This window comes from Mucilaginibacter sp. R-33 (assembly GCF_049949235.1).
Lineage (GTDB): Bacteria > Bacteroidota > Bacteroidia > Sphingobacteriales > Sphingobacteriaceae > Mucilaginibacter.
On sequence record NZ_CP188089.1, the window covers coordinates 867,786 to 886,128 of the forward strand.

General features: G+C 42.4%; 18 protein-coding genes. 7 read left to right on the forward strand and 11 right to left on the reverse strand.

What is annotated here, in order from left to right; genetic code table 11:
* Positions 1 to 143 precede the first annotated feature (143 nt).
* The 7 genes from ACP26M_RS03790 to ACP26M_RS03820 form a co-directional block, all read right to left on the reverse strand.
* Complete coding sequence (locus ACP26M_RS03790; RefSeq protein ID WP_426586315.1) at positions 144 to 629, reverse strand: hypothetical protein; 486 nt, start codon at positions 627 to 629, stop codon at positions 144 to 146.
* A 112-nt stretch (positions 630 to 741) separates the two neighbouring features.
* Positions 742 to 1,134: a DUF7674 family protein gene (locus tag ACP26M_RS03795; RefSeq protein WP_426586317.1), complete on the reverse strand. Its 393-nt coding sequence runs from the start codon at positions 1,132 to 1,134 to the stop codon at positions 742 to 744.
* 87 nt (positions 1,135 to 1,221) lie between these two features.
* Entirely contained in the window at positions 1,222 to 2,286 is a 1,065-nt protein-coding gene (locus tag ACP26M_RS03800; RefSeq protein ID WP_426586319.1) for an aldose epimerase family protein, read from the reverse strand.
* Positions 2,287 to 2,431: 145 nt separating this feature from the next.
* Positions 2,432 to 3,484 carry a UDP-glucose--hexose-1-phosphate uridylyltransferase gene (locus tag ACP26M_RS03805; protein WP_426586321.1) on the reverse strand — a complete coding sequence of 351 codons (1,053 nt, stop codon included), beginning with the start codon at positions 3,482 to 3,484 and terminating at the stop codon, positions 2,432 to 2,434.
* 200 nt (positions 3,485 to 3,684) lie between these two features.
* Positions 3,685 to 4,554: an HAD-IIA family hydrolase gene (locus tag ACP26M_RS03810; RefSeq protein WP_188832750.1), complete on the reverse strand. Its 870-nt coding sequence runs from the start codon at positions 4,552 to 4,554 to the stop codon at positions 3,685 to 3,687.
* A 50-nt stretch (positions 4,555 to 4,604) separates the two neighbouring features.
* Positions 4,605 to 5,642, reverse strand: coding sequence for a hypothetical protein (locus ACP26M_RS03815; protein WP_426586323.1), 1,038 nt, complete (start codon positions 5,640 to 5,642; stop codon positions 4,605 to 4,607).
* Positions 5,643 to 5,868: 226 nt separating this feature from the next.
* On the reverse strand, positions 5,869 to 7,227 hold the full coding sequence (locus ACP26M_RS03820) for a glutamine synthetase family protein (RefSeq protein WP_426586325.1): 1,359 nt from the start codon (positions 7,225 to 7,227) through the stop codon (positions 5,869 to 5,871).
* A 115-nt stretch (positions 7,228 to 7,342) separates the two neighbouring features.
* Here ACP26M_RS03820 and ACP26M_RS03825 point away from each other — a divergent pair, with 115 nt between their 5' ends.
* Positions 7,343 to 7,789, forward strand: a complete 447-nt coding sequence (locus ACP26M_RS03825; RefSeq protein WP_426586327.1) for a gamma-glutamylcyclotransferase family protein — start codon at positions 7,343 to 7,345, stop codon at positions 7,787 to 7,789.
* A gap of 131 nt (positions 7,790 to 7,920) precedes the next feature.
* Here the strand turns inward: ACP26M_RS03825 and ACP26M_RS03830 are convergent, their stop codons facing one another.
* From ACP26M_RS03830 to ACP26M_RS03840, 3 genes are all read right to left on the reverse strand, one after another.
* Positions 7,921 to 8,931, reverse strand: a complete 1,011-nt coding sequence (locus ACP26M_RS03830; RefSeq protein ID WP_091210736.1) for a glutamine synthetase beta-grasp domain-containing protein — start codon at positions 8,929 to 8,931, stop codon at positions 7,921 to 7,923.
* 335 nt (positions 8,932 to 9,266) lie between these two features.
* Positions 9,267 to 10,781 (reverse strand): hypothetical protein, encoded by a 1,515-nt coding sequence (locus ACP26M_RS03835; RefSeq protein WP_426586330.1) that lies wholly within the window; start codon positions 10,779 to 10,781, stop codon positions 9,267 to 9,269.
* 20 nt (positions 10,782 to 10,801) lie between these two features.
* Positions 10,802 to 11,527 carry an RluA family pseudouridine synthase gene (locus ACP26M_RS03840; protein WP_426586332.1) on the reverse strand — a complete coding sequence of 242 codons (726 nt, stop codon included), beginning with the start codon at positions 11,525 to 11,527 and terminating at the stop codon, positions 10,802 to 10,804.
* A gap of 276 nt (positions 11,528 to 11,803) precedes the next feature.
* Here ACP26M_RS03840 and ACP26M_RS03845 point away from each other — a divergent pair, with 276 nt between their 5' ends.
* Positions 11,804 to 12,247: a KTSC domain-containing protein gene (locus tag ACP26M_RS03845; RefSeq protein WP_426586334.1), complete on the forward strand. Its 444-nt coding sequence runs from the start codon at positions 11,804 to 11,806 to the stop codon at positions 12,245 to 12,247.
* A gap of 5 nt (positions 12,248 to 12,252) precedes the next feature.
* Here ACP26M_RS03845 and ACP26M_RS03850 read toward each other — a convergent pair whose 3' ends face one another.
* Positions 12,253 to 12,843: a nucleotidyltransferase family protein gene (locus tag ACP26M_RS03850; RefSeq protein ID WP_426586336.1), complete on the reverse strand. Its 591-nt coding sequence runs from the start codon at positions 12,841 to 12,843 to the stop codon at positions 12,253 to 12,255.
* 422 nt (positions 12,844 to 13,265) lie between these two features.
* Here ACP26M_RS03850 and moaA point away from each other — a divergent pair, with 422 nt between their 5' ends.
* The 5 genes from moaA (at position 13,266) to ACP26M_RS03875 (ending at position 18,272) form a co-directional block, all read left to right on the forward strand.
* The gene (gene moaA / locus ACP26M_RS03855; RefSeq protein ID WP_426586338.1) at positions 13,266 to 14,255 is read left to right on the forward strand and encodes a GTP 3',8-cyclase MoaA; all 990 of its coding nucleotides are present in this window, start codon (positions 13,266 to 13,268) and stop codon (positions 14,253 to 14,255) included.
* A gap of 20 nt (positions 14,256 to 14,275) precedes the next feature.
* Entirely contained in the window at positions 14,276 to 15,481 is a 1,206-nt protein-coding gene (locus ACP26M_RS03860) for a molybdopterin molybdotransferase MoeA (protein WP_426586340.1), read from the forward strand.
* A gap of 95 nt (positions 15,482 to 15,576) precedes the next feature.
* On the forward strand, positions 15,577 to 16,047 hold the full coding sequence (moaC, locus tag ACP26M_RS03865; protein ID WP_426586342.1) for a cyclic pyranopterin monophosphate synthase MoaC: 471 nt from the start codon (positions 15,577 to 15,579) through the stop codon (positions 16,045 to 16,047).
* Positions 16,028 to 17,239: an NTP transferase domain-containing protein gene (locus ACP26M_RS03870; protein ID WP_426586344.1), complete on the forward strand. Its 1,212-nt coding sequence runs from the start codon at positions 16,028 to 16,030 to the stop codon at positions 17,237 to 17,239. Before moaC ends, ACP26M_RS03870 begins: the two co-directional genes overlap by 20 nt.
* Positions 17,214 to 18,272, forward strand: coding sequence for a ThiF family adenylyltransferase (locus tag ACP26M_RS03875; protein ID WP_426586346.1), 1,059 nt, complete (start codon positions 17,214 to 17,216; stop codon positions 18,270 to 18,272). Before ACP26M_RS03870 ends, ACP26M_RS03875 begins: the two co-directional genes overlap by 26 nt.
* The last annotated feature ends 71 nt before the right edge of the window (positions 18,273 to 18,343 follow it).

Genomic DNA, 18,343 nt, shown 5'->3' on the forward strand with positions numbered 1-18,343 from the left:
CAATATTACGATTAATTAAATTACTGTCAATAGCTTTTACCATTTAATTTTCGGCTGGATGTTGATTGATGAGGTAAATTCGGAAAGAGGAGAGGAAGACCTGCGAAGTTTCTAAAACTTCGCAGGTCTGAAAATTAGCAATCTTACTTAGCTGTAGCTGCCGCTTTCTTTTTAACGCTGGTAGCTGCTTTAGCAGTTTTCGATGCTACGGCTTTCTTAGCTTCCGTGGCTTCAGTTTTGGCTTTTGTGGTAATAGCTTTTGCTTTAGTTGCTGCCTTTGCTTTTACTTCAGCCGCAGCTTGTTTAGCGGTTGCTGCTTCATCTTTTGCTTTGGCGGTAATGGCTTTAGCCTTAGTTTCGGCTTTGGCTTTTACTTCAGAAACTGCTTTTTTTGCTTTGGTGGTTACCGCGTCAGCTTTTTTAGCTGCTGTGGTTTTAGTTGGCGCAGCTTTTTTGGTAGCCGTGGCTTTTTTAGCGGTTACTTTTTCCTTGATATCCTCTATTTTTTCTTCGGCTGCTTCTTTTACGTCTTCGGCTGTATCTTTTGTGCCTTCCCAAAGGCTTTCAATTGTTTCTTTAACCTTCTCGAAAAATCCCTTTTCTTCAGGCTGGGTTGATTGATCACTCATGATGTTTTTATAGATAGGTAAAAAGATTGTTATTAATTAACCTGTTAACCTCAAAAAGTTTAGGTTTGTTTTAAATCTGCTTAACAAACAGTAAACATCGAAGCCATTGAGATCACCCTTTAAACCTGGCATTACTCAACCCATATAAGCCGTCTATTATTTTTAAAGTAGCCTCGCCAACTCCCTGCTTCAAGAGTGATCGTATCTCGATATAGATATCTTGTTTAACCCATAAATGTATGGCCTGAAGTGTTTCGGCCTTATCACCCAGATGTTCATAAAACGATACGCAGGCGGCATTCCACAGGTCTTCAGATTTTTGCCTGAAACACCATTCGGCAAAATCATAGTTCTTTTTGAGCTGCATGGTGTCATTATCGCGATGTGCAGCAACAGTTGCATGTAATAATTCCATAAAAACGCCGTAAATAGACGTTTCGGGGTCTTCAAATTCTCTCTTTAAAGCAGGGAGGCATTCAATTGCCCTTTTTCGCCAGGCGCTCATTTTGTATATCTATGGTTATATCAGGAACTAATATAAAGCAAAAAGCCCCGCCGTTGGGCAGGACTTTTGTATAAAAAAGGCGTTCAATTATTTCACTACCGAAAACTTATAAAGCGATTGCGTTTTATAGGTATCGCCGGGTTTCAATTCCGTAGAAGGGAATTGCGGCTGATTTGGTGAATCAGGAAAATGCTGGGTTTCCATAGCAAACGAAGTACGGTACTCATCTTTAATACCGCGTTTCATCGCGTTTTTAGCCTGCATAAAGTTACCGCTGTAAAATTGTAGGCCCGGCTCTTCGGTAAATACTTCCATTTTAATGCCGCTCTTATCACCAACTACAGTTGCTATCGGAGTGCTCATGTCATGTTTGTTCAGCACAAAGTTGTGATCGTAACCTTTGCCGTCTTTTAACTGCACATTGTCTTCGTTAATGCGTTTGCCAATGGTTTCCGGCTTGGTGAAGTCAAACGGAGTGCCTGCAACTTTTTCAATTTTTCCGGTAGGGATCAAGCCTGCATCAACCGGTAAATAATTATCGGCATCTATCTGTACCAAATGATTGAGGATTGTACCGCTGCCTTCGCCGTTGAGGTTAAAGAACGCGTGGTTGGTAAGGTTAACAACCGTTTTTTTATCGGTAGTCGCTTCGTACTGGCATTTAAATGAGTTATCGTCGGTAAGGCTGTAAATTACTTTAACATTAAGGTTACCGGGGAAACCTTCTTCCATATCTTTTGAAAGATAGGTAAGCTCTACGGTAGACGAATCGATCATTTTACCATCCCACACCACTTCCTGGAAACCATGTTTGCCGCCGTGCAGCATATTGGGTGTATTGTTAATTGATGATTGATAATCTTTACCATCTATTTTAAAATGGCCTTTGGCAATACGGTTGCCGTAACGGCCAATGGTGGCGCCGTAATAACGTTCGGTTGATTTTTCAAAACCTTCCACATCATCAAAACCTAAAACAACATCGGTTAACTTGCCGTTTTTGTCGGGCACTAACAGGCTTACCACACGGCCGCCATAATTGGTGATGGTGGCAATAACGCCGTTTTTGTTTTTAAGGGTAAATAAATGGGTTTGTTTACCATCGATTGTTTTTTCGAATGCTGATGCAGTGGTTTGGGTGCTATCCGCCATAGTAGTGTTTTTCTGTGAGGTTGAATTTTGATTACAGGCAGCCAAATATAGGCTACAAGCAGGTAAAATTGTTAAAGAAATACCTTTAATTAAGTTTCTCATAAATAGGTTGGTTATAGTTTGGTTTAAAAATAGCGTTTTTTCATTATTCCCTCGTTTTATAATGGATCTCACTTAAGCCACGCAATTTTTCAGCGGCAAACTCTGCTGTGATATCGCGTTGCGGATTGGCCAGCATCTCATAACCTACCATGAACTTTTTAACCGTGGCCGAACGTAACAGTGGCGGGTAAAAATGCATATGCCAGTGCCAGTAGGGATGATCGCCCGAATTAACCGGTGATTGGTGCATGCCTGCCGAATAAGGGAACGATGTTTCAAACATGTTATCATACCTGATGGTAAGCCTCCTGATAGCATCGGAAAGGGCATGTTTTTCCTGCTCGGTAAAGTATAAAATGCTGGTTACATGTCTTTTGCTTACAATCATAGTTTCGTACGGCCAAACTGCCCAAAATGGCACAAGCACAACAAAATGTTCATTTTCAAAAACTATGCGGTCCTGCTTTTTAAGTTCCAATGCAAGGTAATCGGCTAAAAGGCTTGTTCCTTTTTGCTCAAAATGCAGCTTTTGCTGCTGGGTTTCTTTAGCTACTTCAACCGGCAGGCTATTTTGAGCCCAGATTTGTCCATGCGGATGTGGGTTGCTGCAACCCATGATATCGCCTTTATTTTCAAAGATCTGGATGTGCTTGATCCATGGATAAGAAGCCAGGTCCTCAAATTCCGACTGCCATACGTCAACCACTTTGCTGATCTCTTTGGTGGTCATCTGGGGCAAGGTGAGGTCATGCCTCGGCGAAAAACTGATTACCCGGCAAATACCTTTTTGGCTGTTAGCTACCAACAGTTCATCTTCATTTAAACCGCCATCGGGCGTATTCAGCAACAGCGATGAATAGTCATTGGTAAACACAAAGCTTCCTTTATAATCGGGGTTTTCGCTGCCATCGGCCCTTTTGTTTGTGGGGCACAGGTAACAGGCCGGATCATACTGCGGGCGGTCGTCGGCTTGTGTAGCCTCAACTTTGCCTTGCCACGGGCGTTTTGTACGATGCGGTGATACCAGGATCCAGTCGCCTGTTAAAATGTTTAACCTACTGTGAGGATGCTCTTTAAGATCAAAATTTGTGTCCATTAGTTTAAAATCAGGTAATAATTGGCTTATACATGTAAGGTAGACAGTTATACCTTAGCGATTTCAAAGTTGGTAAAAATAAATGTAAATCATACATTTAAAATAAATTTTTCAAAATAAATAGTTACGGTAGAAAGATTGAGAGGATTTGTAGAAAGGAGGGGTGTAGCATGTCATTAACAATGACATGCTTTGGACGCTTAAAATCCCAATCCACCGGCCTCCACCACTGCCGAATCGCAGATATAAGTTGGCACAATGCCGGTGGCGGTGATGCGGTTTTCGGCGTCTTTGGCCTGGGTATTACCGGATAGCACCAGTACGGTATCCAAACCAAATTTATTACCGCCCAGAATGTCTGTTTGCAGGGTATCACCTACCATTACAATATCTCTTTTACTGATCGGCCTGCGCTCGCGGAGCAGATCGTAGGCAAACATGAACATCTGCGAATCAGGCTTACCAAAACGAATAAACTCTTTACCCACAATTTTTTCTATCATACTGGCTAAGCCGCCTATGGCTATAGATACGTCATGCTTGGTTAGGGGATAGGCATGATCGGTATTGGCTACAATGGCCGGAATGGTGCGCTTACGCATGAGGTTAACTGATTTGTTCAGATCACGGCCCCAGTCAAAACCTTCGTCATCCAAAAAAACCAGCGCGTTAACCCTGTCAATATTGCTTTCGTTTACTTCGCTGATAGGCAATGTATGCAGCCCCGAGCTGTCAATGTAATGGGCAGAATCGGGCGTACCTAAATAAGCTACGATACCGTCGTTCACCTTCAGGTCAAGATATTCTTTGGTAAGCATGCCCGATGATATGATCCTGTCGGGTGTTATGGCGGTCAATCCTTTAGTGGTATAGGATTCCGCTAATTGCACCGGGCTTCGTGAAGCATCGTTGGTTACAATGTAATACTCCTTACCTTGTTCTGCCAGGTAAGAAAAGGTGCGCTCAATACCCGGAAGCAGGCCGCCATAGTTTTTCAGAACCCCAAAAGCATCAAAAAAAACAACTTCGTATTTATCAATAATGGATTTAAAGTTGTCTATCCTGGTCATGCTTATCTGTTTTAGGGCTTTTTATAAAATCAGCCCGAAAGATAGCTAACCTATTTTAATTTTAAGGCCTCAATGATCTTTTCGGCATCAAAATCCCTGTCTACCGATGGTAAATAGATGTCAAAAGCTTCAGCCTGTAGTTTTTTGGCATATTGTTCGTTAAAAAAGTGCTTGCCATCTTTAATTACGTAATTCAGGATAAAAAAACGATAAGCTTCTTTTAAAAAGCGGATCTCATCGGCAGTAAGCGGGTTAACTTTATGGTATTCTTTTAAAAAAATGATGAATCGGTCCTCCATCATGGTGTTGATCACGTAGCTGAAAACGGTACGGTCGCCGATATCAGAAACTACGCGACTAAAAAAATAAAAATCGAGCAAACGGTAACTCATCCTGAACCAATCATAATCCCAGCGCGAGTAAAGCTCAAGATCAGGTGTTACCGAAAAGTTGCCGATATTCCAGTCGATAAATACAGGAATGATCTCGAACGAGCTCATATTGTATTTGGAGCGGTTTTTCAAAAAGGTTTCGCAGTGGTATTTTAAAAAGTCGGCCTGCATACCGGTACCAAATTGTTTTGGGTTGCTCTCGATTTGTTGCTGCAACGCCCAGATATCGGTACGTAAAGTCTTTGACGATTTAGGCAACACATTTTTAACCCTGGAGCAGGCTTTATGAAATTTGCCAACCTGCTGGCCAAGCTTTTTAATATGGTTTTCTTCTAACCGGCGCGGCAGGCGCTGTAAAATACGTGTAGGGTTATAGAAAACCACCCAGGCATCGGTTTTGCCATGTTTATGGTGGTAGATGTAAACTCGGTTATTTTTTTGTAAAGAACGGGCCAGGAAATTCTCAAACGGGTACAGCAGGTTAATTGCCAGCGTTTGAATAATGCGGTGGTCCTCCTTAAAATGTTCGAACTTGCCAAAGTAAGAGAGTTTGGCTATGATAATATCATCGTCATCAAACGTAATACGGTACACGTGATTGGTTGAAACCATAGCGCTGATGTCTTCAATATCGCGGATGGTTTTTGACGCGTCATACCCTTCCCAGGCCTTGCGGATAATAAAAGAATAGTCCATTTGTATGTGTCTGCCGGCAAAGTTACGCCATTGGCAGCATTCGGTTTATAATTAAGGGTGTAAATATATTATATTTCTCTGAACTGGGATTTTAGTTATAACGCGTCATTGCGAGGTACGAAGCAATCTTCGATTAACAGAGCAGCTATTCAAGTTCGCTCTGTACAGTTAGGGATTGCTTCGTGCCTCGCAATGACGATGGGAGAGATGGGCCTTTATCCCCGGTTCAGATAATCTCAAAATACCTTTTCAACTCCCAGTCGGTTACGCTTTTGGCAAACTGGCGGTATTCCCACAGCCGGGTTTGGGTGAAGTGATCAACAAAGCCTTCGCCGAAGAGCTCTTTGGCAATATCGGAGTTTTGCATGGCCATTGCGGCAGTATGCAGATTTGGCCATAGTACACCATTACTTTTGTCCTGGTAACCATTACCTGTTGTTGGCTTAATATTTAGCTTAAGCTTGTTTTTAATACCGTACAGGCCTGAAGCCAGTGCTGCAGCCATGGCCAGGTAAGGGTTAGTATCCGAGCCCGGGATGCGGGTTTCCAGGCGGGTATAGTTTTCGGTGGTATTGATAACACGTAGCGCGGTAGTACGGTTTTCAACACCCCATGTTATGGTGGTGGGAGCCCAGGCGCCTTCAACCAGGCGTTTATAACTGTTGATGGTTGGCGCGTACATCGGCAACAGGTAAGGCATGCAATATAGCTGGCCTGCAAGGTAATGCTTATGCAGGTCGCTCATTTTGTTTACATCGTTAGCATCGTAAAACAGGTTCTTTGATTGGTCTTTAGTCCACAGGCTTTGATGGATGTGGCCACTACAGCCAGGCAGTGTTTCGGTCCATTTGGCCATGAATGATGCCATGATACCGTGTTTATAGGCTATCTCTTTAACTGCGGTTTTAAACAGCGTTGCTTTATCTGCGGCAGCTAAAACTTCATCATGAAGTATGGCAGCTTCATATACTCCCGGGCCGGTTTCGGTATGCAGACCCTCAATAGGGATATTGAATTTGGTAAGCAGATTAAACAGATCATAATAAAAATCGCTGTTTTCGGATGTGCGCAATATCGAGTAGCCGAACATGCCCGGTGTAAGCGGTTCAATATTGATGAATTTTTTATCGGCAAGGGTTTGCGGTGTCTCTTTAAAATTGAACCATTCAAACTCCTGCGCAAACTCGGCGTGATAGCCCATCTCATCACATTGCGCTTTAATATGTTTGAGCAGGCTACGCGGACAGGCCGGCAAGTCGTTGCCGTCGGGTTTGCTGAAATCGGCTAAAAAACAGGGGATATCATCCTGCCAGGGCACATTGCGCAGGGTCGACAGGTCAATACGGCAAAGTTTGTCCGGGTAACCGCTTTGCCAGCCGGTTAACTGTACGTTATCATAACAAACATCGCTACTATCCCAGCCAAATACTACATCGCAAAAGCCATAGCCACTTTGCAATCCATCAATAAATTTTTTAGGGTTGATCACCTTACCGCGCAAAATGCCATCAATATCGGCAAAGGCGAATTTTATTTTCTGGATGTTATTCTGTTCTATATACGCTTTGATCTCTTCTGTGTTCATGGTATAAAAGTATGGCCGGTTAAGGTGCAGCAAGATAGCTATTATGGCTTAAACTATAAAAAAATAGCCTGTGCGTGTATATACGCGTTTGCGCTTACCTTTGTTTGAGCTATTTATGGAAACAACAAGTCAATTTTTATTTGTGTATGGCACATTGCTGCAGCCCGGTAATGAGTTTGCAGCGTATCTAAATAAACACTGTAAATTTATAGCTGACGGAAGAATAAGAGGGCGACTTTATGATATTGGCGAATATCCCGGCGCTGTGATCGGTAATACTGCAGAGCGCTACATTTACGGTAGTATTTTTATGATGGATGATCCCGACATTATATTAAAGGTAATTGACGATTATGAAGGTGTCGGTGGGTTATACCAACATCCGCATGAATATATAAGGGAAACGGTGAGCATCTATACCACTAATGATATCATGGAGTGTTGGATGTATCTTTATAATTTACCTGTAGCCGCTTATAATGAGATTACCACGGGTGACTATATCCAATATTTAAAAGATACTTCTGTCAAAAATAATGCTGCTAAGCAGCCATTTAAATAAAAGTTGAATATAAATATTATTAAGCTAATGCTTTGATTGAAGAACTATATGTAGTTGACAAACAGATTGTAGAAAAAAAATCCCCCGGTTATAAACCGGGGGATAAAAATAATAACTATTTATTAGGGGGATTAAAGCTTAGCTGATTTTACAGTTTTGATGATAACTGCAGCAACTTTGTATGGATCGGCAGCTGAGTTAGGACGACGATCTTCCAGGTAACCGCTCCAGTTGTGGTCAACAGCGTACAGAGGGATACGGATAGATGCACCACGGTCAGATACACCATAGCTAAAATCATGAATAGAAGCTGTTTCGTGTTTGCCGGTTAAACGCTGATCGTTATCAGCACCGTAAACAGCGATACACTCAGCAACTGCAGGGCGGAAAGACTCGCAGATAGCTGTGAAAATTTCTTTGCTATTTGCAGTACGTAAAGTAGTATTTGAGAAGTTAGCATGCATACCAGAGCCGTTCCAGTCTAATTGACCAAGCGGTTTGCAATGCCAGTTAATAGCAACTCCGTATTTTTCACCAATTCTTTCCAATAAATAACGTGCAACCCAGATCTGGTCACCGGCTTCTTTAGCACCTTTAGCAAAAATCTGGAACTCCCACTGACCGGCAGCAACCTCAGCGTTGATACCTTCAACGTTTAAGCCTGCTTCTAAACATGCGTCTAAGTGCTCTTCAACAATTTCGCGGCCGAAAGCATTTTTAGCACCTACTGAACAGTAGTAAGGGCCTTGCGGAGCTGGGTAACCTGCTGCCGGGAAACCAAGCGGTTTGCTGGTTGACGGATCCCACAGGAAGTACTCCTGCTCAAAACCGAACCAGAAATCATTATCGTCATCAGCAATAGTAGCACGACCATTTGATTCGTGTGGTTTGCCATCAGCGCTTAATACTTCGCACATTACCAGGTAAGCGCTTTTTCTTTGTGGATCAGGAACAACAAAAACTGGCTTTAAGATACAATCTGATGAACCACCTGGTGCCTGCTCAGTTGAAGAACCGTCAAAGCTCCAGTTATCTAAATCTTCTACTTTTCCGCTAAATTCTTTAACGATTTTTGTTTTGCTGCGCAGGCTTTGTGTTGGTTTGTAGCCATCAAGCCAAATGTACTCGAGTTTCGTTGCCATTTTTTAATTAATTTGTAAAGTTGGGGTTCTAATTATAGTTTTTGTATTAATCTCAATAATTATTAAGGCGAATTTAAATTATTTTTACAAAATTCATTACAAATGTTAAGAAATTTTGTATTTTTTTTCAATAACACGTTGATTATAGCTGTAAACCTGTAAAAAAGAATCTGTAAAACTGTGTTTTTAACAATTTCATATTTTCGGAAAAGAATAAGGGGTGTTTTTTATCAATAACGCAAATGTGCGTGTACGGGATAGCCCTGCAGGTATAATACAAGCAGATATACTTGCCTCTTCCGGTAAGGCTAAAATAAAATTATTGATGCAGGAACTTAGTCGCTTAATTTTTCTGAAATATTCTTAATAGCGTCGTCGAGCCTGGTGGCCGAATCATAAAGATGCTTTTCAACCTGTAAAAACTCCTCTTTTTTGTCCTTGCTTTCGCTCATCAGCTCAACAAGGCCTAATATATTGGTAAGATGTTTACGCACCTCATGCGAGTTGATAAAAGCCAGCTCGTTTTTTTTGGTATCATATAATAATTTTTCATAGTGCCGTTTTTGCCTGGCGCTGCGGTATAACAGGGCAATAACAGCAAACATGAAAACTGTGGTAATACTGATGAGGATCAAAATAAGGCGTTCGCGCCTGTATTTTTCGGCAGTATCGGTAAACGAGGTTTCAATTTTATCAATTTTTATTTGCGCCGATACATTGCCCACCTGTGTGGTATTATTCAGGCTTTCTTCTGATTGCTTCAATGCAAGGTCAAAATTCTCGACAGCCAGCTTGTAATCGCCCCTGTCTCGGGCTATTTTTCCAAGCAATTGATAAAGGTGATGCTTTATTTCAGGGTGATTATCAGAATACGGGAGCGCAAGCAGCTGGTTAGCTATAGAGCTTGCCGAATCCGGCTGTCCGTTAAGGTAAAAAGCATCGGCCAGATTTTGTTTCTCAACATCGTTTGGCACATATTTCTTGTCTCGTTGAAGGTTTTTGATTTGTGTTATAGCTTTGTTATAATCATGTTTTAACAGCGATATATAATAGGCAGTACGATATTGGTAGCTGAATAGTTTATAACTTTTGTTGTTTGGCCCCATTAAATCATCATGACATCGCTGCAGCGAATCAAGATTTTTCATCCTGAAAAAGTTCTCGGCTTTGTTATAGCTTATTATCGTGTAAAATCTGTCGTCCTTTATCTTATTTTCTTCCTTGATATGGAATGCCTGGTTAAGGTAATATAATGATTGGCTATATAGGTTGAGTTTGTAATACAGATCGGATATATTGATATTCAAGAATACCTGCAATAGCGGATCGTTAAGTTTTAAAGCTTGTTTTTGAGCCAGGCCGTAACTGTATATAGCGCCTATGGGGTTGCCTTTATCTGTCTGAATAAAAGCAAGATGGCTAATAAATGAATAAAGCAAAAAATCGGCTTTGTTCTTTGATGCCTGGTTAATGGCTTTAACCATAGCACTTTCAGCTTCGGGGAGTTTTAAAAAGCGTTTCTGAATAATGCTTTCAATAAAGTATTTTAAAGCTTCCTTGTCGCCCACATCGTATTTATCAAGCTCTTTATAAACTTCATTTTTACCCTGCGGGATCGTATTTACGGGCCCTTGCTGAAAGCGAAGCTTAATATAATTAACCAGCTTTTTATCCTGAAGATCCCTGTTCTGGATCTTTAAAAAATGAACAAGACTGTCTTCAGGAAGATATATATAAGGATCAGCTTTTGAATAGCTTACACCAAATATTACCAGCAAAATACAGTAGAGGAATTTTTTTAAGCTACGCGGCATGGAGCATAAAAATACGTTGGCGTATGATAATTTCAAATACTTTGTACCATTTAATTTTAACTGTCAAATTTATCAAGCAGCTTCAAAAGCGTTTCAAAGTCTTTAGGATATGGAGCATGGATGGTAACTTCGGTTTCGGGATTGATACGAAATGTTACTTCATAAGCATGCAGGGCAAAGCGCTTCATGATAGGCAACTCTTCCTGATCTTTACCCAAATGATATTTGCGCTTTAATTTGGAGAGAAAAACAGGCTCGCCCTTATACATCTCATCGCCGGCTATGGAGGCCCTTTGTGTAGCCAGGTGGATCCTGATCTGGTGCATACGGCCTGTAACCGGACGGCACTCAACCAAAGTATAATGTTTATAATATTTTAATGACTGAAACCAGGTTTCGGCACGCTTGCCTTCCTGCCTGCTGATGGTTACACTGCCCTTGCCAACATTTAATATAGGCAAATCAACAAGCAGGTTATCGAAAATATGCGTACCGTCAATAACTGCATGATATACTTTTTTAACCTTACGCTTTTCAAACTGAATGGAAATCGATCGGTAAGCTTCGGGATTTTTTGCAAAAATAAGCGCGCCGGATGTTTCTTTATCAAGGCGATGGCAGATCTGCGCATCGTCCCAATAAGCCTTAGCCAGCCTTAACATGCTGATCTCGCTGCTGCCTTCGCCACGTTCATCAAGTGAACTTACAAAAGGCGGTTTGTTTACAACAATAAGGTCGTCGTTCTCAAACAGTATCAGATCGGCAAATTTGGGAAACTTCATAGCCTGCAAAAATACGGTTTATAATTTAAACAGCTGCCACCATATTTTATTCATCTGCGCCGCTGAATTAAGGCTGCAAACAGGGTAGGGAATTAAGTTGAATGTTAATAAAAGTTTTAGCTAATATTTACTCCATATCATCATTGTTTAATAAATAAAACTTCCTGTTTTTCCTCGTTAAAAAAGTGTACCTTTGCGCCGTTATTTTCATGGTGGTGCTGAGCGCGTTTTTGCCTGTAATTCCTTCATCGACAATAAAAAAGAATTAAATAAACAATGAAAAAAATTGGCGACTACAGGAAACTCCTGAACGTGACCGAAAATGCAGAGTTAAGCGAGTTGCGTTCGGTTTATAAAAGCATGATGAAAACCTGGCATCCCGACAGGTTTCAGGACGACAGCAGGACAGAGGCAGAAGAGAAGAGTAAAACCATCATCGAAGCTTATCATTTTTTGGTAAGCATTGCCCCCGAAACCCGTGCTCAAACCTTGCCCGATTATACAGCTACCACTACCTTATCAAACATTGCCGATTTTGAGTATAAGCAACAGGTACTGAAAGTTACTTTTCTTGATGGTAATGTGTATGAATATTTTGGCGTGCCCAAAGCGGTTTATATCAAACTGGTCAATGCGGATTCGCCCGGCCGGTTTGCCCGCAGGCATATTTTTAACGAGTTTGTATATCGCAGCGTAAATAAACTGGTTGCTTCGGCTTAATTATCTTATCCTACCTGGTTGAGCCTTTCTAAATCATCGGCGGTGTCAATGTCAATAGCTCCCAGCGGAAAAGGGAGTATAAAAACGTCGTCGGCATGTGCTTCGATGATTTTTTTTGCACCTTCGGTGCCTTGCAGGCCAAGTAGTTCGGGGAAATATTTTATATCGAACAAAGCGGGCGCACCCAAAACGTCACGATAGCCGCAGGCAATAATACCGCAGTCATTAACTTCCTTTTTTTCCATTAATTGTGATATCAGGAAAGAATCAACAAATGGCTGATCGCAAAGCATTAGGATAATTGAAGTTATGTGGGGTTCAAGCCTCAAAATTTCGGCTACACCAACTTTTATTGACGAGCCCATTCCCTCTTCCCAACGCGGATTGTGAATGACCCCTACAAGTTGTTCATCTATATTGGGACGGATTAATTGTTCATTGGCTCCTAACACCACAATAACTTTTTCGCAATGCAGGCAGGTAAGCGCGGTTTGAATCGCCCGCTGTAAAAGGGTTTTACCCTGGTAAATTTGGTTTTGCTTGGGGGAGCCAAAACGATTTGATGCGCCTGCTGCCAGAATAATAATCCCTGTCATTTTTTATAACTATTACATTAGATGTTGATATGACTATTGTTGTAATGATCATGCATTACCATTTTGTAGCTTCCGGTCCTGCGTTTTATGTTGTTTAGGCTCAGGGGGCTTCCTTTTATAAATTCTTTGGGGCGGATGCTTGCCTTAATACGGTAATAATTTAATGAAAGTTTTAATTAGATCTGTTCATTTATAACAATTTGATTTTTTGCGCTTTATGTGTTGGATTAGGAAAGGAGTATGCCTTGGGTACGCTTTCGCAATTTTATTTGCGACTGGATATATCAATGAGAAAGGAAATAAAAATACATTTCGTAAACATCTCCAAGCGGGGTAATGCTTATTTTTACAATTGCCATGCATAAACTTAAAGGTGTAATGGCTGTTAATTAATTATTTTTACAGGATAAAAAAACTATATTTTGTTAACAGATAATCATGGACGGAAGATCAGCTATATGCGCCTCGCGGTGACAGACAGGTGCAACCTGCGTTGTTTTTACTGTATGCCCGAGGATGGCTTGAACTGGCTTTCACGTGCCGAGCTCATGACCTATGAGGAAATGCTGCGCAGCTGTAGTTTGCTTGTAAAAATGGGTATCGAAAAAATCCGTATTACCGGAGGCGAGCCCTTTGTACGTAAAGATATTATGCATTTGCTCACAGCTATATCCAGGCTGGATGGCTTGAAAGAGCTGGGCCTTACAACTAACGGCGTACTCACGGCTCCTTATGTGCCCGAATTGAAGAAGATAGGTGTACGGTCAATAAACCTGAGCCTGGATACGCTGGATGCCAACCGCTTTTTTACCATTACCCGCCGCGACGAATTTACCAGTGTGATGGCAGCCTTAGATGCCATGTTAAGCCATGATATGGAAGTGAAGATCAATGCCGTGGTGATGGATGGCAAAAATATACAGGATATTATCCCGCTGGTTGAATTGGCAAAAGAGTTGCCGGTAAGTGTCAGGTTTATAGAAGAAATGCCTTTTAACGGCGATGGTCATGTGTACGATGGATTACATTGGGATTACCTTCGCATTTTAGATGAAATAAAAAGCAAATATCCGCAAATAAAGAAACTGGATGACCCGGCTTATTCTACTTCATACAATTATCAGATCCCAGGGCATAAAGGTACAGTTGGTATTATAGCAGCTTATTCGCGTACGTTTTGCGGTAGCTGTAACCGGATTCGCATAACGCCTCAGGGCGGGCTAAAAACCTGTTTGTATGATGATGGCGTACTCAATTTAAAAGATCTGATGCGTGCGGAAGCTTCTGATGAAGTATTAGAGAGTGCCTTGTTAACCGCTTTTAGCCATCGGCCGGCAGATGGCTGGGAAGCCGAGCGGGCACGGATAGCCAAAACAGGCATCCACGAGTCAATGGCCACTATTGGCGGATAGTTTTAAACTACATATATTATATGACAACGGTTGAAGAAGCTGAAAAACTGGTGCTTGCGCAAATTAGGGATTATGGCACGCAAAACCTCCCGTTTGAACAGGCTCTGGGTTATGCCCTGGCCGAAGACCTGAAGGCCGACCGCGACCTGCCCCCTTTTAACCGGGTAACCATGGATGGTATCGCTATAAGATATGAAGCTATTGAAAGCGGGATCAATATTTTCCGCATCAAAGCTACCCAGGCAGCCGGTGACGAGCCGGTTCAGATCGACAGCGCCGACGAATGCATCGAGATCATGACCGGTGCTGTGTTGCCCGCTTCGGCCGATACAGTGATCCGTTATGAGGATGTAGAGATCATTGCCGGGTCGGTGAGCATACATACCCGCGATATAAAAAAGGGGCAGAACCTGCATTTGCAAGGCCTTGATAAAAAACAAAATGATATTATATCAACAGCAGGACAGGTGGTAAGCCCTGCTATCATTAGTGTGGCGGCATCAGTAGGTAAAACCCACTTGCTTGTTGAAAAAATGCCGAGGGTGGTAATAGTTTCGTCGGGCGATGAATTAGTTGATGTGCATGAAACGCCGCTGCCGTACCAGATACGCAAATCAAACAGCTATATGGTAAAGGCCGTTTTAAAACAGCATGGTACCGATGCTGATATTTTGCATATCCCCGATGAGCCCGCGGTTACTAAAGAAAAGATCCAATACTGTTTACAATACTATGATGTACTGCTGCTAAGCGGCGGTGTTTCGATGGGGAAGTTTGATTATATCCCCCGGGCGCTTGAAGAATTAAAGGTTGAAAAGTTGTTTCATAAAGTAGCCCAGCGGCCCGGCAAACCCTTTTGGTTTGGCAGGCATAATAACGGTGCATTGGTGTTTGCTTTTCCGGGTAACCCGGTAGCCACATTTATGTGCCTGCACCGTTACTTTTTGCCGTGGCTTAATGCTGTACTTGGTTTGCCAACAAAGCCGCCAACTTATGCAGTATTGAGCAAAGACTTTACTTTTCAGCCGGCATTGCAATATTATTTGCAGGTAAAGTTGCAAAGTAATGAGCAAGGCCGGTTAATAGCTATGCCCGTTGAAGGAAATGGTTCGGGCGATTTTGCTAACTTAGCAGATACCGAAGCTTTTTTAGAACTTCCGCCTGAAAAGAATAATTTTAAAGCAGGAGAGGTGTTTAAGGTTTGGAGGTTTAACCATGATTTGTAGGATTTTAGGATTGCCTTGATGGCAATTAGAAACCAAATAAAAGTTATGCATGCAAATATTCTTAAATCCTATAATCAAGTAAATCAAGGTTCATAATGTTAACCCACATAAACAAACAAGGCGATCCTAATATGGTTGATGTAACTGAAAAGCAGGTTACACACCGTACTGCTACCGCGCGCAGCGTGGTTGCTTTGCCTGCACAAGTATTTGAGCTTTTAGCAGGGAATGAATTGCAGACTAAAAAGGGCCCTGTTTTTCAAACAGCTATCATTGCCGGTATTATGGCCGCCAAAAAAACCGGCGAACTGATCCCGCTTTGCCATCCGCTGGGTTTGGATAATTGCAATGTAGCCATACATATCAACGAACAACAAGAGGTTGTTGTTGATTGTACTGCAAGCATCACCGCCAAAACAGGCGTAGAAATGGAAGCGCTGGTAGGAGCTTCAATAGCGGCGCTTACTATTTATGATATGTGCAAGGCCATGAGCCATGATATAGTGATAAAAGAAACCAAACTGATCTCAAAAACAGGAGGTAAACGTGACTTTAAAAGATCATAACCAGCCGTCGGGCACCCATAAAAAACACGCCAGGCTGTCAAGGCCTTCAACCGGTAACTTTGGCCGTAACGAGTGGGCTATTCTGGGCGGCCCCTGTACCGTGATCAAATTATTGGCCGATGATGTGATCCGTTCGCTTTCACCGGTTTATAAATGTGCTTATGTGGATATGTCACATAACGATGATATTACTTTGCTGCCCGGCAGATTGGTGAGCGGCGCCTTGCTCGAATATACCGACCAGGTAAACTATCAGCAATTCAATTATCAAAACCCGGTATATCCTTATCAGCTCAAACAGCAATTCTCGTCTGCCGACCTGGTAATAGTTAATGGAAATCACCAGCAGGCTAAGGCACAGGTAGTTATTATCGATAGTAATAAAGAAGCGTCGCTGCAAAAAAGGATAGGTCAGCTCAATAATGTTCAGCTTTTTCTGCTGGCCGATAATGCAAGCGAAATCCCGGGCTTTATACAGGAGGTTATCCCTCACTGGCAGCAGATCCCCGTTTTAAAAGTAGATGAACGTGAAAAGATCGTAGCCTTTTTTGAAGCCGCGTTAAAACAGGCCAAACCTGTTTTAAATGGACTGGTATTGGCCGGCGGCAAAAGTACCCGAATGGGTTTTGATAAAGGTACGGCCAAATGGCATGGCAAGCAGCAACGGTATTATATGGCCGATCTGCTTAAAACCTTTTGTCGGGAGGTTTACATTTCCGGTCGCCCCGGCCAGCAGCAGGAAATTGACCCGGTTTATCCCGTTATTGAGGATACATTTACTGGTTTAGGACCTTATGGGGCTATTCTTTCCGCTTTTCGCGAGCAGCCGGATGCCGCCTGGCTGATCATAGCCTGCGATTTGCCTTTGATGGATGAAGCTACCCTTCGCAATTTAGTGGCCTGGCGAAACAGTTCGTCGGTGGCTACGGCTTATCACAGTCCGGTAACCGATTTCCCTGAACCTTTGATAGCTATATGGGAGCCTAAAAGCTACCCTGTACTGCTATCGTTTTTGGCGCAAGGGTATTCATGCCCGCGCAAGGTTTTGATCAATAGTGATATTACATTGTTAAACGCCCCACAACAGGAGGCACTGACCAATGTGAATACGCCTGAAGAATTGGAGAAAGTAAAATCAATGATCCACCATACAATAGTTGCTACTAATGAATCAGGATTTACAACGATATAACTGCCAGATAGCACTGCCTGGTTTTGGCGAGGAAGCCCAGCAATTATTGCAGCAAGCCCGCGTGCTGGTTGTCGGGGCTGGAGGGTTGGGCTGCCCGGCTGCACAATACCTGGCATCAACCGGAATTGGCACATTGGGAATTGCTGATTTCGACCAGGTATCGGTAAGTAACCTGCACCGCCAGGTATTATATAACCCTACTGATGAGGGGGAAAATAAAGCTGAAGTGGCTTGTTCACGCCTGCAAGCGCAAAATCCAGGTATTAAGCTTGTTTCTCATGCCATCAAAATAACATCCGATAATGTGATGGATGTTATCAGCAATTACGACATTGTGCTGGATGGTACCGATAATTTCGAAACCCGTTACCTGCTTAATGATGCCTGTGTTTTGGCCGCTAAACCGCTTGTTTATGGTGCCATTTATCAGTTTGAAGGGCAGGTTGCCATTTGGAACGTAAGCAACCCCAAAGGGGCAAATTCGCCCAATTATCGTGATTTGTTCCCCGAAGTGGATGCTACCCAGATCCCTAACTGTACTGAAGGCGGAGTAGTACCTACACTGGCCGGAATCATTGGCTGTATGCAGGCCAATGAAGTAATCAAGTACATTACCAAAACCGGTGAATTACTGGCCGGGAGAGTGCTGATCTTTGATGCACAAAGCATGCAAAGCCGCATCTTTAAGATTGGCCCGGTAACAAAAACACATATCCGCAGGTTAAAAACAACTATCACTATTCCAACCATCAATGCAGATGAACTAAAAAAACGGATCCTTTTAGATGATACGGTAGAACTTATTGACGTGCGTACCATCCAGGAGCGTGAAGCCTATGATATAGGTGGTACGCATATCCCGCTGGACGAAATAGAAGAGTACCTGGCCTACTTTACCAGCCCGAATACCAAAGTCCTTTACTGCTCATCAGGTAAACGAAGCGAGGAAGCCGTAAAACTTATCCTCAAAATGATCCCCGAGGCCGATGTGTTTTCATTGGAAGGCGGGTTAGAAGAGTATAAGGCTGATTAAATGATTTCGGATATCGGAATTTCGATTTCGGATTTTTTTAATTTGAAATCGAAACGTTTAAATCTGTGCCG